This is a genomic window from Leptospira meyeri (assembly GCF_004368965.1).
In the GTDB taxonomy this organism is placed as follows: domain Bacteria; phylum Spirochaetota; class Leptospiria; order Leptospirales; family Leptospiraceae; genus Leptospira_A; species Leptospira_A meyeri.
In genome coordinates, this window is record NZ_SORO01000001.1 from 1,077,501 (window position 1) to 1,093,918 (window position 16,418).

13 protein-coding genes and 1 pseudogene (1 of these 14 only partly in view) are annotated in these 16,418 nt (G+C 38.6%); 6 read left to right on the forward strand and 8 right to left on the reverse strand.

Features of this window, described 5'->3' with window-relative positions; genetic code table 11:
* On the reverse strand, window positions 1-163 hold the beginning of the coding sequence (locus CLV96_RS05060) for an STAS domain-containing protein (RefSeq protein ID WP_002971981.1). The gene continues 170 nt to the left of window position 1, outside the view; the window shows 163 of its 333 coding nt (coding positions 1-163); it begins with the start codon at window positions 161-163; the stop codon falls past the left edge of the window.
* Between the two features lie 59 nt (window positions 164-222).
* Between CLV96_RS05060 and murD the strand changes: the two genes are divergently transcribed.
* Window positions 223-1,644 carry a UDP-N-acetylmuramoyl-L-alanine--D-glutamate ligase gene (gene murD, locus CLV96_RS05065; protein ID WP_004788333.1) on the forward strand — a complete coding sequence of 474 codons (1,422 nt, stop codon included), beginning with the start codon at window positions 223-225 and terminating at the stop codon, window positions 1,642-1,644.
* A gap of 2 nt (window positions 1,645-1,646) precedes the next feature.
* Here murD and CLV96_RS05070 read toward each other — a convergent pair whose 3' ends face one another.
* The 7 genes and pseudogenes from CLV96_RS05070 to CLV96_RS05100 form a co-directional block, all read right to left on the reverse strand.
* Window positions 1,647-2,483 carry an enoyl-ACP reductase FabI gene (locus tag CLV96_RS05070; RefSeq protein ID WP_004789175.1) on the reverse strand — a complete coding sequence of 279 codons (837 nt, stop codon included), beginning with the start codon at window positions 2,481-2,483 and terminating at the stop codon, window positions 1,647-1,649.
* Between the two features lie 74 nt (window positions 2,484-2,557).
* The gene (locus CLV96_RS05075; RefSeq protein WP_004788972.1) at window positions 2,558-4,537 is read right to left on the reverse strand and encodes an HD family phosphohydrolase; all 1,980 of its coding nucleotides are present in this window, start codon (window positions 4,535-4,537) and stop codon (window positions 2,558-2,560) included.
* Window positions 4,538-4,587: 50 nt separating this feature from the next.
* Window positions 4,588-5,583 (reverse strand): hypothetical protein, encoded by a 996-nt coding sequence (locus CLV96_RS05080; protein WP_004788864.1) that lies wholly within the window; start codon window positions 5,581-5,583, stop codon window positions 4,588-4,590.
* On the reverse strand, window positions 5,580-7,925 hold the full coding sequence (locus CLV96_RS05085) for a tetratricopeptide repeat protein (RefSeq protein WP_208325384.1): 2,346 nt from the start codon (window positions 7,923-7,925) through the stop codon (window positions 5,580-5,582). Before CLV96_RS05085 ends, CLV96_RS05080 begins: the two co-directional genes overlap by 4 nt.
* Window positions 7,926-8,022: 97 nt before the next feature.
* Window positions 8,023-9,417, reverse strand: a complete 1,395-nt coding sequence (flgE, locus tag CLV96_RS05090; RefSeq protein ID WP_004788893.1) for a flagellar hook protein FlgE — start codon at window positions 9,415-9,417, stop codon at window positions 8,023-8,025.
* A 68-nt stretch (window positions 9,418-9,485) separates the two neighbouring features.
* Window positions 9,486-10,019 (reverse strand): annotated as a pseudogene (locus CLV96_RS05095) (flagellar hook capping FlgD N-terminal domain-containing protein); the annotation flags it as partial.
* Window positions 10,020-10,065: 46 nt separating this feature from the next.
* Window positions 10,066-11,706 (reverse strand): flagellar hook-length control protein FliK, encoded by a 1,641-nt coding sequence (locus CLV96_RS05100; RefSeq protein ID WP_004788314.1) that lies wholly within the window; start codon window positions 11,704-11,706, stop codon window positions 10,066-10,068.
* 178 nt (window positions 11,707-11,884) lie between these two features.
* Between CLV96_RS05100 and CLV96_RS05105 the strand changes: the two genes are divergently transcribed.
* The 5 genes from CLV96_RS05105 to CLV96_RS05125 all read left to right on the forward strand — a co-directional run bounded on the left by CLV96_RS05105 (window position 11,885) and on the right by CLV96_RS05125 (window position 16,412).
* Window positions 11,885-12,922 (forward strand): sulfate ABC transporter substrate-binding protein, encoded by a 1,038-nt coding sequence (locus tag CLV96_RS05105; protein ID WP_004788427.1) that lies wholly within the window; start codon window positions 11,885-11,887, stop codon window positions 12,920-12,922.
* Between the two features lie 3 nt (window positions 12,923-12,925).
* A complete protein-coding gene (gene cysT / locus CLV96_RS05110; protein WP_004789168.1) occupies window positions 12,926-13,753 on the forward strand; it encodes a sulfate ABC transporter permease subunit CysT in 828 nt (275 codons plus the stop codon).
* Window positions 13,750-14,565 (forward strand): sulfate ABC transporter permease subunit CysW, encoded by an 816-nt coding sequence (cysW, locus tag CLV96_RS05115; protein WP_004788731.1) that lies wholly within the window; start codon window positions 13,750-13,752, stop codon window positions 14,563-14,565. Before cysT ends, cysW begins: the two co-directional genes overlap by 4 nt.
* Window positions 14,555-15,619, forward strand: a complete 1,065-nt coding sequence (locus CLV96_RS05120) for a sulfate/molybdate ABC transporter ATP-binding protein (RefSeq protein WP_004788856.1) — start codon at window positions 14,555-14,557, stop codon at window positions 15,617-15,619. The genes cysW and CLV96_RS05120 overlap by 11 nt, the downstream gene beginning before the upstream one ends.
* A 67-nt stretch (window positions 15,620-15,686) precedes the next feature.
* Complete coding sequence (locus tag CLV96_RS05125; protein ID WP_040917712.1) at window positions 15,687-16,412, forward strand: phosphoadenylyl-sulfate reductase; 726 nt, start codon at window positions 15,687-15,689, stop codon at window positions 16,410-16,412.
* Window positions 16,413-16,418 lie beyond the last annotated feature (6 nt).

The window sequence follows — 16,418 nt, forward strand, 5'->3', positions numbered from 1 at the left end:
AAGACATATATTCGACATCTTTCATATTTAAGAGGACCTTTCGATGTCCAGCATTATCGATGAGTTCCATAAGGCCCTCTTCCACTTCATTTGCCACAGAAACGTCCAATCGACCTTCCAGATAAACGACTAGTTTTCCGTCTTTCACTTCGTGTTTCAGCACCGATTTACCCACCTGATATGATTTTACAAAATCATCGTATTTTAGCGGAGTGTCAATCAATGTTTTCTGAATCCATTCCTACACGTTCCGACCTCGAGCAGTTCCAAAATTTCCTTATTTTAGGTGGCGGATCCTCTGGTGATTCCTCCGCCAAGTTATTATCTTCTTTGGGAAAACGATCCCTCTTGGCAGACAAGTTTCCAGAAAAAGCAAACTCAGATTTGTATGTTTCTGTTTTGTCAGACAATCACCCACAGGAAAGACTGGAAGGGATTGATTGTATCATCAAAAGCCCAGGCATCCTCCCCGAACATCCGATCTTAGAAGAAGCGAAAAAAAAAGGGCTTCCGATTTTAAGCGAAATTTGTTTGGCACGCATTTTTTACAAAGGACCAATCATTGGAATAACGGGAACGGATGGAAAATCAACAACAACAGCCCTAACATACCATATTCTGAAATCCAAATTTCCCAATTCAAAAATGGGAGGAAACATTGGAGTTCCTTTTTCATCCTTTTGTTTAGAGCCCCTTGATTTAGTGGTATTAGAACTTTCCAGTTACCAATTGGACGATTCACCTAACTTAGAATTAACTGCTTCTGCCATTCTCAATTTGGCTTCAGACCATTTGGAACGACATAAAACTATGGAATCCTATGCAAACGCAAAATGGAAAATTCAAAATTTAGAAAATCCTCTTCACAAATCATTCATCAATCCAAACTTTTTACAGTTCCTCTCCAATCAACCTTCAGAATATTCCAACTTACAATTTATTGGCGAAGGTCAAAACTACTATGTAAGCTTAAATCCGAATCAAATTCACACACCAAATCATATTTATGATGCTTCCAAATTCCCACTGAATGGGAAACACAACCTAATGAACTTATGTTTTGCCATTGCTCTTAGTGAATCAATGGGAATGAATTCAAATGAAATTCAAAACAGTTTTGAATCCTTTACCGGACTTCCACACCGATTCAGAAAAATCGATAGTACTGAATTTAAAAATCAATATAAAGAAATCCAATTCATCAATGATTCAAAATCGACGAACCTACATTCCATGCTTTCGGGAATTTCAGGATTCAAAAAAGAGGATGGATTGTTTTTGATTTTAGGAGGGATTCCAAAAACAGAGCCCATCGAGCCTTTTTTAAAAAGATGGAAAGAATTAGCTTGTCCTATTTGGGTTTATGGGAAGGCTTTGGAAGTTTGGAAATCTGAGTTTGACAAAACTGGACTTCCTGTTCGTTATTTTTCAGACCTTCCCACTCTTGTTACCGATCTAAAAAATAAAATAGATTCAACTCTTCATTTGAATACGATTGATTCTCCGACTATTATAAAGAAAGAGAATAAACCAAACTCCTTGTCGGTGATATTTTCACCGGCAGGAGCCAGTTTTGATTTGTATAAAAACTTTGAAGAAAGAGGAAATCATTTCGAAAGTTTGATCAAACAATTGTTTTCATAATTTTACCCACGGATATGATAACCGCCATCCACATGCCGTATTTCGCCTGTGATACGGTTTCCTGGTCGAAACAAATAAGCCACTTCTTCTGCTAAATCTTTTGCTGAAGCATTTCCTAAAGGGGAAAGAAGATGACAATTTGATTCTGCCTCTTCAAGTCCTTCGATTGCAGAACCTGCTTTACTGGCTCGATAAGGAGAAAATCGAATTGCGTTGACCTGTATTTGTTTCTCCTTTCCTAATTCCATCGCCATTTCTTTTACTAATCTCTCCAAAGCAGATTTTGCTATTCCAATATTTTTGTAAGGATGAGAAACAATTCTCTCTGCTCCTAAATAACTCAAAGCAACAATCGACCCTTCATCGGCGAGTATATCCCTTTGGTAAAGACTCTGCGTAAGAGCAAGAAGCGAAAATGCAGATACATTCATTGCATCCATAAATTCTTCTCGTGTTATTGTCATGATGGGTTTTACTTTTCCTTGGCGAATTGTCTTATCCATTGCGATGGAATGTAAAACGGAATGAATTTTTATTTGATTCAATTTTAAAAAATCAGCAAAAGAATCAATATTTGCCTGAATGGTCACATCTAATGGATATACAATGGTATCATCACCTAACTCTACTTTTACGGTATTTGTGAAATCTGAATATGTACGTTCTAAAAAAGATTGTCCAGCTTCAGAAAGATTTTGGTGAAACTCTGTTTTTCCAAGTCCTGTACAAATGAGTTTGGCACCCAACTGTTTACACTCTTTTGCGATTACTAAAGCGAGTGAAGAAGAATCCGTAATTCCCGTGATGATCACGGTCCTACCTGCTAAATTAAAATTCATTTTTACCCTCAGCGATTAGACTGGTCCCGGTATAAAAAGACGATAGAAAATGCGAACTTTTTTTCGTGTTTTATTTATCGTTTGTGCAGAATTTTTTCATAGGATTGACTACCGATAAAGATATCCAATAGATCCCCATCAATGTGTTGGTCTCGGACTTCCATCTTTAATATATCAAAAGCACGCTCTAATGGCACTGCTTTTTTGTAAGGGCGGTCTTGGTCTGTCAGTGCATCAAAGATATCAGCAATGGCCATCATTTTGGCTTGGACTGGAATCTCAACTGCAGACAATCCTCGTGGATACCCCGATCCATTTAATTTTTCATGATGCCCGTGCGCAATGGCAGGAACCATTTTCAGTTCTCTTGTCCAAGGTATTTTTGATAAAAATTGAAACGTATGTTCCACATGAGATTCAATTTCTCTCCTTTCGTCAAAGTCCAAAGAACCACGACGAATTGATAAAAAATTAAATTCTTTTGGCATGAGGAGATTTAGTTGGCTTCCATCGGTGGTATGATAACTCATCTTTGAAATCTCCTCCAAAAAGTTAGAATTACCTTCTTCTAAAATAGAAGGTTCATTGGATTCAGAAATCACTCGAACCATCTCTTCTAGTTTTTCTTTTTCTAAAGTGTATTCCAAATGTATGGATCTCTCGAATTCAGCATAACCATTGTTTCCATGTTTCTTTAAGTATTCGATTTTTTTTTGAGCCAGTTTGGCTTCGACATCTTTTAAAATAAATTGGAAACGCCATCGAATTAAATCCAACTCATAATCTTCTAGTTTTTTGGCTTTAACAAGAACCTTTTCCCGAACTCCAACCTTTCCAAAATCATGAAGAAGAGAAGCATAACGAATTTCTTTTACCTGAGACTCATTAAAATGTACATCTTTGAATCGACCTGTTTGAATCTCGTTTACTGACTCAGCAAGTCCGACAGTGTATTGAGCCACTCGGAACGAATGACCGGAAGTGGTTGGATCCCTGGATTCAATGGCAGATACACTCGCTGTGACAAATCCTTCAAACAAGGTTTCAATGTCATGAACCAAGTTGTTATTTTGAATTGCAACTGCCGCTTGCCCTGCCACAGCCATCACCAATTCTTCCGAATACTTATCATATTCCAAAATGGAATTGGTTTTCATTTCCTCTAATGACAACTTGGTTTGGAAATTTTTTTTCCGATTGATGAGCTGAATGACTCCCACCACTTCATCGTGGTGGTCTTTCATAGGAACAACTAACATTGATTTCGAATAATAATTACTCATTTTATCAAAATCACTGTTAAACTTATACTCTTCCTTTCCGGACAATTCGTACACATTTGGAATATTAAGTTGTTTTCCAGTAAAAGCTACATAACCTGCAATGCTCTTTTTGTTGATGGGTAAAATAAATTCATCGGAATTCAAATCTAATGCAGAAATTTTGAATCTAAGATTGCGAGGATTTCCCCTTTCATCTTTTTCTACTAGATACAAAGAACCAGAATCAGAATTGGAAATTTCCCGCGCTGAATTCAAAATATCACGAAGAAGTTTCGTAAAATCTTTTTCGTTCGCAAGACTAATCCCAATTTTCGTTAGTTTAGAAATTTCATTTGTAGAAACATTAATTCGTTTTTGAAGTTCAAATTTATCTACAACCATCTGGAGACTAGTGAAAGCATTCGCAAGTGCCTTAACTAAAAAGATAAGGGGAGCATCATCAGGAACATTGGTAAAAAACAAATCCTCTTCTATATTTAAAGCTATGTATCCAGTATAATCAATGGGAGCTCGCACTATAAAGTTCGACATGATAGTGGGATGGTTCTTCAAAAATTGATGGATCTCATGGTGTTTGGATTCCAACTCATACCTTGAGATATAAAATAATACTTTGGCGATGCGACCGTTTGAGTCAGATTCAATTTGATCTAACTCATTTAAGGTCAAAACCTTGGCTTTGATTTTTTTGGAATAATCGGCAATTTTGCCTTCAAAAAAAGGATCGTCCGTTATGATGAATTTCGAATCCGAAGATTTGGTCACAGGCATACTATCGACACGAAAAAATCGACTGTCGATTGTTTTTTCGAAAAATAATCTTACTTTTGTTTGAAGAGCAGGATGATTCCGAAACTAAGACAAGCGACCAAATAAAAACTTAAAAAATAGAGAACCTGAACCCCTAACAATACATAGGGTGAATGCACCCAAAGATTCGGCTCAGCTAGCAAAAAAGGAACGAATATTCCCAGTATTGCCGGGTAAAGAAAAGACAAAACACCCCGAATTCCCGACTCCGACCAACGAAGCAAGGCCAAATAAGAATACAACAAACGGCCAAAAATTCCGGAAAGGAAAGCTAAGGGCAGAACCACCAAAATTTCTGTTCCCAAACAGGAAGAAAAGGCCAAAGTTCCAATCCAAATCCCTATCTCGGATGCGTACGAAACGTCTTCTTTTTTCCATTTCGAAACGAATAAAAAACCTAACGAAGAAACAATTCCATAAAAAAGAAAGTTAGATACATAGGAATAAAAACGGACATCCGCTTTCCAGGGCGACAAAACAAGAAAAACAACTGGAAGTAAACTTAAGTAAACAAAATGAGAAGCGTCATAAGTTAATTTTTGTTTACCGACCTCTTCAAGAGGCCAAAACATTTCCCGAATCCAGACTAAAGCACCGAGAGAAATAGCAAAAGGTAAAATCAATGTGCTGTCTTGGACAAGGATTGTCGTTTGAAAAAAATGAATTCCAAATAGAACTCCAACCCAAAACAAAAATATAAAAGTCGCAACGAAGAACCTTCTCAATGGTTGAAAAGAAAACCATCTTTCTTCCAATGAAGAATGAGTCAGAAATAACAATAGATTACTTTTTGTGATATAGACAAATATAGAATCTGTATTCCAAATTTCTGAACGGATTCCCCATCTTTTTAAAATTTCAGTCATAAAAAAACCAAAAACGGTAATGAAGGTCCATAGGAAAATTAAATCATTACGTTTTCCTTCTTCGGAGATTCGGCGAAGTGTATGGAACAAAAAGAAACCGGAAAGGATACAAAAGAGAAACTCTGTTTCAAATAAATTCATTGGTTTACTTCCTCACTGACAGTAAACGGAAGGATGGAATACGGTGGCTCTCCATTACGATCCAAACTTTGAAAATTATGGTGGAATCCTCTGATGGATTGGTTCCCGATTAGAATGAATTTTTCTTTTCCAGCTGGTTTTAAGAGAATACTTCTGTTGAAAAAATAAAGGATCGGGTTTGCTTTGAGTTCGCTTCCAATGTTTAGGAAATGGGGAAGGATTTTTGTATAAGGCTCATAGATATCAATGGAGTTTGCTGCACGAATGATAATGGTTTTTCCTTTTAGATTAGGAATCGGTCGATTTCTAAGGATCCAATTCTTTGGATCTGCATAAACCGATTGGAACTCACCCACTCCATCTCCAGAAAGGATACGAATGTTCGGGAATGAATAAAGCCTATCTTTTAATTCTGGTTTTACTTTCTTTAAAAATAAATCTACTTCTCCGGGTAACTCCCATAATACGACTTCCATTCCAGAAAAGTGTTTTGCAACGGCAAGAGAGGTAACACCGGGATATTCTGGGTGATTTAAAGCTGGCCCAATATCAAAGAATACAATTTGATTTCCTTTTTCAAATCGTTTTAAGTCACCAAACAAAGTTTTACGAAGTGCCGACATGGGTTTAGAAAGAAAGGCCTTCGTATTTAACAAATCATCTAAAAATAAATTTGTATCTTCTAATCTATTTTCATAAGTCCTTGCTCGGATTTCTTCATCTTGACCATTAAACAAATACCGGCCAGTATACGACCTGATTGTTCTTTCTTCTAACTCGGTAAAAGAATTAGGGTTTGGTTTATCCCAAGTATAAGGATATATGGACTTTCCAATTTCAAAACGATCCACTGAAGGTAAGTCCACAATTTGTCCATAAGGCGATAACCTTACATATTGTTTGTAATAAGTTTCTGTTTGTTCTGGATTGTTTCGGAGTTTAGAAAGAACTGCCAAGTTAAAAAGGGCAAACCGATGATAAGGTTTTTCTTCTATTCCATATATAGATTTGGCATTCACAATTGATTCCCAAACTGATTTTGCGATGCTCCATTTCCCAGACTTGTAAAGAGTAGCCGCATATAAATTATAGGAATACAAAGCGATGTCGTGATTGGCTAAACTTTCATCCATAATAATTTGCCTCTGGTCTTTTAACAAAGACAAGGCGGCATCGTATCTGCTTAAATCATAATATACCTTTGCCAAATTAAAATCCAAATAAACTTGATCCAATCCATTTGAAAACTCTCCTCGAATGGAGGACAATTCATAGGATGCAAGTTCGGGTTGTGCGAGATCATAAAGAAGAAGACCGTAAAAATAGGAATTTTCCACAGAAACTGGATCTAAGAGCAGACCCAATGTTTCATAAAGTTTTTTTGCTGAAGTTAAATAATATACAGCTTCTTCTTTTTTTCCGTCAAGAACCAGAGCTTTTCCTAACAAAGAAATGGTATCAGCATAATCACTATGAATTACGGTTTTCAGAGATTCTCTTTCTTTTTTTGCGGCATTTGCATATTCAATAGTTTTACTAAATTCTTTTTTTAAGAAATAGAACTCCGCAATGTATTTGGCAGCGTAAAACTTCGTATAGGCGGAAAGATTGGAATTTCCGTCAACGTTACGCCAAATCTCTTTGAATGAATCCTCCGACTTTTTTTCTAAACTGATCCCAATCTTTAAGAATTGCAAATATTCAGAAGGAAACTCTAAAGACTTGAGAAATGAGTTTTTTTCTTCATAGGACAATGTAGGATCGTATTCCGATAACCTGACAAACTCTGATTCGGAAAGAAATTCATCCGCGGAAGGAAATTTCCATTCAGGAGACCGCTTCATCAAACGATGCAACCGAATGGTTTCATCTAAAAGATGAGCAAGTGACCGGTAAATGACAGAAACCAATTTCCCACGTTCTTCATAAGGGAGAAAAACGGATTTACCCGAATAAGTGGATTTTTGTTCAACGGAACTCAATCGGGGAGTGAATTCTATCCCCTTTTCTTTCCATTCGAATGCGCCCAACAAAACAAAATTGGTCCTTTGTTTTTTTGCCGAGGAGAGAGAGTTATTTTTTCCGAGATAAACTCCCCCAGTGACTTTTTGGAATTCAAAATCAATGAGTTCGGAAAGGATCCTAAGAGTTTTGGGATCGGATTCTTTTCCGGTAACCTCCCAATCCCCTAAACTAAAATAGGAAACTGAGTCAGGCGATTCATATGTCACCGGTAAGGTTTCTTTTTTGATCGCGTTCCGAATAGAATAATATAACGGAGCATAGGCGACAAATGCCAGAAGGGAAAAAGTAAGAAGGGTATTTTTTTGAAAGCGAGACAAGTTTTGCAAATTCTAAATCGTTTGGTTTGACCCAGTTTGATTAGAATTTTGCAGAACTCAAGGAAAAAACGGGGTTTCCCCCGTTCGATCTAAAATCTTATCGTTTGAGACCTAGAACTTCTTGGATCATTTGGTCAGAAGTCACAATGGTCCGCGAGTTGGCTTGGAATCCCCTTTGGGTCACGATCATATCGGTAAACTGATCAGAGAGGTCAACGTTTGACATCTCAAGGAGTCCTGCATTGATTTTTCCACGACCTTGGCTTCCTGCCTCACCAATGTTTGCATCTCCAGAGTTTAAAGAGTAACTATACATTGTGTCCCCTTCTTTATTGAGACCAGCTGGGTTTGTAAAGTTCGCAAGAGCAATCCTTGCGAGTGGTTGGCGCACTCCATTGGAAAATACTCCTGTCACAGTTCCTGTGTTGTCGATGGAAAAAGATTCCATATATCCCATCGGATATCCATCTTGTTTCACAGCTTTTGTTGTAAAATCAGATGAAAACTGGGTGATTCCACCCACAAGACCAGCTTCTCCTAAATTCAAACTGAATTTTTGAGCTGTTGGATTTCCTGGAATGCGGAAGGAAATATCTGCTTTTAGTTTTCCTGTGGTTTGAGAATCCACACCGTCAGAAACGGAGATGATTTTTCCGTCTGGCGTGAAAGATACTTCTAGTTCTTGGTTTCCTGAAACTTTTGTGTTCTCTCCACCCGTTCCACTTACGTCGACAGAAACTTGGCTTGCATCTTCCAATTTGAAACGCATCTTCCATACGTTTTCTCTCATTTTGTAAAATTCCACTCCCATTTGGCGAGTGTTTCCAAGTTCATCATAAACATTAATTGATGTTACATGGCCTCTTCTTTGACGAGGGTCTGGATCATTGATATAACGTTGGATGTCTTCTTCGGTTGCATCAGAAGGAACTGCCGCAACACTTGCATTGAGGTTGGATTGAAAATCTACATTTTGAGTCGCACGAGCTGGTTCTTTGGAATAAAGAGGAATCATGATGTCTTCCAAAGATCCCGCAGAGTTGATGTATTTGTTTCCGGCATCATCCAAACGAGAATTCCAACCTTGTACTTTTAATCCGTTCGCAGGGTTTACATAAAATCCGTTTTTATCTACGTTGAAAGCACCGGCGCGAGTATAAAATTGTTTGTCTCCATCTTTTACAACAAAGAAACCTTCTCCAGAAACGGCAACATCTGTGTTCTTTCCTGTGGTTTGTAAAGCACCTTGAGTCATAATTTTATCTATTGCAGCGATGAGAGAACCAAGACCGACTTGTTTCGGGTTTGTTCCCCCGATCCTTTCATTTGGTTCAGAAGCACCTTGTAACTCTTGGGAGATCATATCTTGGAAGGTAACTCGCTCCGTTTTAAATCCGTGTGTGTTCACGTTGGAGATGTTGTTACCAATAACATCCATTCTTACTTGGTGGTTTTTCAATCCGGAAACTCCGGAGTAAAGTGATCTCATCATAACGTTATATCCTCTCTTTTTCTATCGACCTTTTTTGATTAATCCTGATAAGCTTCTTGTTTTTTTAATGTATTATTCGGTACATTCGCCGGACGTTGGAATTCAGGTTCTGGTTTGAGAAGAGATGGATCAGAAATCAAATTGATTTTTGCAACATCAAGCATTCTCCCATTCACACGAACGTAGGTTTTTCCTTCATTGTCAAACATGATGGCACCAGCAAGTCCCGTTACATCTTCACCCGTGACAAGATCTGGTCCTGAAACAATTTTACCTACGACCGAATAACTTTGTTTAGATTCCATTCTGGCAATTCCAGAAGAAATGTTTTTCATCTGTTCGAGGGATGAAAACTGTGCCATTTGTGCAATGAAGTCTTTGTCCTGCACCGGGTTTGTTGGATCTTGGTGAGAAAGTTGAGTGAGGAGGAGTTTTAAAAAATCATCCTTTCCAAGTTCCTTTTGTTTCTCACGAATTTCGATTCCCTTTAAACCACTTGTTTCTTCTTTTTCTAATTGGTCCAAATGTTTGCGAATATTAAAGGTTCTATCACCTTCAAAGTATTTGGTTCTAGCCGAGTTTTGTGTTGATATATCTTGCATTCCGTCTGGCATGAGATCCTCTTTTTTTTCTATATTGACTGGTGATTTATGCGAAAAATTCCAATGCCTTGGACTCTTCGAAGTTTGGTGGCACAAGTTGGTCAGAAGATTCTTCTAAACCCAAATGATTTTCTGAATTGCGAAACCGGGCCGCTTCTATCATGGTTTGGTAGAGTTCATTTTGTTCTTTGCGATCTGTCAGTCCACTTCCATCATCCCATAAATCGATGATGAGTGCTTGTAAGTCGAGGCCAGATTCTTTTAAATTTTCTTTGATGGTTTGGATTTCGTTTTGCAATGATTTTTGAAGTTCTTCGGACTCTACAAGGATTCGTCCTTCCACCTTCTCACCGTCCACAGTGACTTTCAAAGTTAGCCTTCCATATTCTTTTGGATTCATTACAATCTCAGCACTTGACTTTCCATTTTGTACAATATCAAACCGAGCTTGTTTGATGAGTTCGTCGATGTTTTGTTTGAGATTTGTTTCTTTAGGTTTTGTTTGTTTTTCTACAGTCCGAATCTCTTCCGCTTTTTGTATGGATTTGGATTCTAACGAAGACAATGTAAATCCTTGTTTAGGGCTACGTTCGTCAGAAGGACGGCCACCCTCTTCTCCTGATTTGGAAGAAGTTGTCGTTTGGATATTGGGAACTAAGTTTGCTTCTGCGGATTTTTGTTTTTCAGAAGCCGAAGGAAATTTAGAATCTAGTTTTTGAAATTCTTTATCTTTCACTCCAAGAGAACGAATCATTTTATCAGAGTTTAAAGTTTGGTTTGGTTTATCTTGTTCAGAAGAAACCTCTCCTGATTCCGATCCGTTTTTTGGTTGTTTGCTAGATTTTAATTTTGTTTCAGTTTTTCGAACAGAATGTTCGCTTGGAACGGATGTTCCTTCTACTTTCACTTCTTTTCCTTTCGCAAATACCAAATCGGAAACAACAGAACCGGAATGGATGGATTCTTTTTTCCCTCCAAAGGATTCTAACTTTTCAGTCCCTTTTTTATTTTCTAAGGATTTTTTATCCTGTTTCGGAAAACGAACTAAATTAGAATCTTTCTCCAATAGCATTTGTGTTTTTAAGGATGTTGATTCGTTTGGCTTCGCCATTTTTTCTGTTTGGAAAAAATTCATCGCAAGTTTTTTGGCTTCATCGATGAAGGCAGTTCCCTCTTTAGGAGAATAAGCAGTGGTTTTCTCCGCTGATTTTTGTAAGGAAAGTAAAACTGTTTTTTCTTTATTTGTTAGTTCATTCAATTGGTTTGCAGAAACTAACGCCCTGTCCCAATCAGTATGGGAGGTTACAAGGCCAAGGCTATACTCCAACGCATCCCGATCCAAATCTTCTTCTTCACTAGATTCTTCCATTTCTTCTGAAGATGTAGATTCTTTTGCAACCGTTGTTTCATCGGAAGATTCCGAAGGACCACTTAATCCTTGCTTTGCGATATCTTCCGATTTGGAGATTTCCGAAGGAGAAGGTGTTTCTTCTTTTTCTCGCCCGAGTGTTTTGTATTCAGAACCAGGTAATTTTTTTTCGGAATGCACCTGGAACTCTCGTTCCAAAATTTCCCCAAAACTTTCCCGCACCGCCATAGAATGGTTTTCGGCACCACCGGATTTGGAAGACTTCCAATCTACTTGGGGGAATTGAATTACGTTTTGGTTCGGGACTTTTACGTTCATAGGGTGCCTTCTCCCTTAAGGATCGAACTTCCCCAGATTTCCTTGAGAGAATTATCTTCTTCCTTTTCTGGTTTATGTCGGGAAGAGAAAAAAGCTGGTTTTACGAAATAAATTTCGTTTGACGAAAATTCACTAAATTGGAGGATGATTCTGATTTATTAAACAAAAGGGCGCAAAAATGAAAATAAACACTCGTATTTCGAAAATAAAACCAGGAATTTCTGCCATATTGTGCATTTTCTTTAGCTTGGGGATTCTCTCTTCCTTAGCTGCGGAATCCACTTTCCTCCACGTGTCCTTCGACCCCACAAGAGAATTATATGAAGAAATTAACAAAGCCTTCTTGAAAGAGTGGAAGGCCAAAAAAGGAAACGAATTTGCGATCCAACAATCTCATGGTGGATCTGGAAAACAAGCTCGTGCGGTCATCGATGGACTGGACGCTGATGTTGTAAGTCTTGCTCTTTCCTACGATATCGATAGTATTTCCGCCAAATCAGGGTTAATTGATGCAAATTGGGAGAAAAAACTCCCGAATCATAGTGTTCCTTACTACTCGACCATTGTGTTTTTAGTTCGTAAATCCAATCCGAAAAAAATTAAAGATTGGGATGATATCGTAAAACCAGGAGTTTCCATCATCACTCCTAACCCCAAAACAAGTGGTGGAGCTCGTTGGAATTATCTAGCGGCTTACGGATTTGCAAAACGCAAATACAAATCAGACGAAAAAGCAACTGAGTTTGTGAAAGCGCTTTTTCAAAACACAACGGTTCTTGATACGGGAGCTCGCGGGTCCACAACTACCTTCGTACAAAGAGGGATTGGTGATGTTCTGATTACTTGGGAAAATGAAGCAAAACTTTCACTCGATGAGGAAAAAAGATCTGGTAAAAACACATTAGAAGTTGTGTATCCTTCTGAATCCATCAAAGCGGAAACTCCTGTGGCCGTTGTTACCAAAACTGCTACAGAAAAAGGCAATTTGGAAAAAGCGACTACCTACTTAGAATTTCTTTATACAAAAGAAGGACAGTCGATCATCGCAAAACATTTTTTTAGACCAATTGATGCCGCAATAGCAAAGTCTTCTGCGAAAGAATTTCCCAATATTAAATTATTTTCCCTATCCGATTTAGGGGAAACTTGGGATTCTGCTCAGAAAAAACATTTTGCAGATGCTGGCGTCTTTGATGCCATCTACAAAACTAAGTAAAATATGCTGATAGAAACGCGGCCGTATAAAAAAACACATTTAGGAATCAGTTTAGGACTGACAGTTTTTTATTCGTCTGCGGTTGTTGTCATCCCTCTTCTCGGACTCTTTTTCCATTCCCTTGGGATTGGAGTCTCCGGGATCTTGGAAGTATTTTCTGACGAAAGAATTCGCTCGGCACTTTATCTAAGTTTTAGTGTAGGAATCATTTCTGCTATCATCAATCTCTTTGTGGGCTTTCTTTTTGCTTGGGTACTTGTTCGTTACCGCTTTCCATTTAAAAAATTACTAGATACACTGATCGATTTGCCATTTACCTTACCCACCGCAGTTGCAGGGATTGCTCTCACTACCATTTATTCACAAAATGGAATCATTGGATCTTTTTTTGACCAGTGGGGAATCAAAATTGCCTATACTCCCATTGGGATTGTCATTGCTTTAGTCTTTATTGGATTTCCTTTTGTGGTAAGAACCGTACAACCTGTCATCGAAGAGTTGCCCAAAGAACTGGAAGAGAGTGCACGTTGTCTTGGTGCCTCCCCCTTCCAAACCTTTTATAAAGTTTTACTGCCTGAACTTTGGCCTTCGCTGCTTGCAGGAACCGGAATGGCTTTTGCTAGGAGTATTGGTGAATATGGATCGGTTGTTTTTATCTCCGGAAACATTCCTGGAAAAACAGAAATCCTTCCCCTCCTCATTGTCACCAAACTAGAACAGTACGAATACGAAAAGGCAACGGCCATTGCTCTTGTGATGTTACTGACATCCTTTGTCTTTATGTTTTTGATTAATTTACTCCAAGAAAGGGCCTCTAAAAAATTATCATGAAAAATAAGATTTTCCCTATTTTTCTTGTGATTTTGGCCTATTTCTTCGCTGGAATCATTCTGATTTTGCCCATTTATACGGTCTTTTCGGAAGCATTCTCGGAAGGATATACAAAGTACATCGAATCCATTACGGGCGAGTATGCTCTTTATGCTATTGGACTTACCATCAAAGTCTCTGTAGTTTCCGTGATTTTAAATACAATCTTTGGTGTGACCGCGGCATTTACGATCACAAGATTCAATTTTCCTGGCAAAAATATTTTAGTCACCATCATTGATTCTCCCTTTGCTGTTTCACCTGTCGTTTCTGGTCTCATCTTTTTATTGTTATTCGGAAGACAAGGTTACTTTGGAGATTTTCTTTCAACACATGGAATCAAAATCGTATTTAATACACCGGGCCTTATCCTTGCGACAGTATTCATTACCTTTCCTTTCGTGGCCCGGGAATTAGTTCCGCTTATGCAAAGCCAAGGGAGAGAAGAAGAGGAAGCTGGGTTGTTACTTGGAGCGAGTTTCCTCCAACTTCTCAGGCGTGTCATCCTTCCTAATATCAAATGGGGATTGTTATACGGGATTATTCTTTGTAACGCAAGGGCTATGGGTGAGTTTGGAGCGGTCTCTGTTCTTAGTGGACATATCCGTGGAAAAACAACTACTCTTCCCCTTCACATTGAAATGTTATACAATGAATTTGATTCTGTGGGTGCTTTTTCATGTGCCACCTTACTGGTGTTTCTCTCTCTGCTTACTCTCATCTTTAAATTGATTTTGGAAAAACGAACCGCGAGTCAAAAAAATGCCGATTGAAATCAGTAATGTCAATAAAACCTTTGGGTCGTTCACCGCTCTAAAAGATGTCAACCTCTCCATTCCTGATGGGGAACTTGTGGCCCTTCTTGGTCCGTCTGGATCTGGAAAAACCACCTTACTTCGCATCATCGCCGGTCTCGAAGAACCATCGTCTGGGAAGGTGGAGTTTGTAGGGGAAAACCTTTCTACATCCAAAATTCAAAATGGCGAAGTGGGATTTGTTTTCCAACACTATGCCCTATTTCGTCATATGACCATCGCAGAAAATATTGCTTTCGGTTTGGAAGTGAGACCAAAACACCTAAGACCTTCTAAAAAAGAAATTGGCGAAAAAGTTTCGAAACTCCTCACCCTTATCCAATTAGAAAAATTTCACAATCGTTACCCGCATGAATTGTCTGGGGGCCAACGCCAAAGAGTGGCACTGGCAAGGGCTCTTGCCATCGAACCAAAATTTTTGTTACTGGATGAACCCTTTGGTGCCTTAGATGCAAAAGTCAGAAAAGAACTACGCAATTGGTTACGCCGTCTCCATGATGAAATCCACATCACAAGTGTTTTTGTCACACATGACCAAGAAGAAGCATTGGAAGTCAGTGATCGAATTGTCATCCTCAATCAGGGTCAATTAGAACAAGTAGGAAGCCCGGACGAAGTGTACAACAAACCAAAGTCTCCTTTTGTTTTTCATTTCTTAGGAGATGTAAATCTCTTTCATGGACGAATCGAGGAAGGAACAACAAAAATTGGGAATTTAGCCCTCGATAGCACAGAACACCAAGATGTAAAAGAATCGGTGGCTGTGGCCTATGTTCGCCCTTATGATGTGGAAATTGTCAGAGAGTCTGACCAAGGGATTGCAGCAGAAATCCAATACATCCATTCCACCGGAAGGAATGTCCGGGTAGAACTGAAACGAGTGGACACTGGAACCCTCATCGAGTCCGTATTGGAACAGGAAACCTACCGTCTTTTGAACCTTTTGCCTGGTGAGACCGTCTATTTGAGGATTAAAAAAGCAAAAGTTTACGTAGAAGACTTCTCTATCTAATATTTTCCGCTAATATAGTTTACAAATCGTCCAATATACAAAACATTGGATGCTAGGATTGGAAAAAATGGGAAATTTGGAAGTTTTGACAGAAACCTATCACTCCCTCTCGTTGGAACAGGGCTTACGACAACTCAGTTTGGATTTTCCCGGAAAAGTGGTCTTCACCACAAGTTTCGGACTGGAAGACCAAGCCATCACTCATGCCATCCTAACAAACCAAATCGAAATTCGGATTGCTACTTTGGACACAGGGCGTCTCTTCCAAGAAACCTATGATGTTTGGCAAAAAACAAACATTCGTTATGGGGCAAAAATTGAAGCGTTTTATCCAAACGAGAAAGAAATCAAAAACTTCGTCGAACAGAATGGTCCCAATGCATTTTATGATTCTTTAGATTTAAGAAAAGAATGTTGTCGGATTCGGAAACTCGTTCCTCTTGATGCCATTTTAAAAGACAAAGAAGTTTGGGTGACAGGTCTTAGAAAAGACCAATCTGGATTTCGAACCGAAATGTCAATTTTCGAATCAGATCCTCAAAGAAATTTAATCAAATACCAACCGCTACTTTTATGGTCTTTTGAAGATACTTGGAAGTATATCAGAGAACACAACGTACCATACAACCTATTACACGATCGCGGTTTTCCAAGTATTGGCTGTGCACCTTGCACCCGTGCCATTGAACCAGGAGAAGACTTTCGAGCAGGCCGATGGTGGTGGGAACAAGAATCGAAGAAAGAGTGCGGCTTACACTGGGTAGACGGCAAACTCACACCGAAAAAAGGATAATACCAA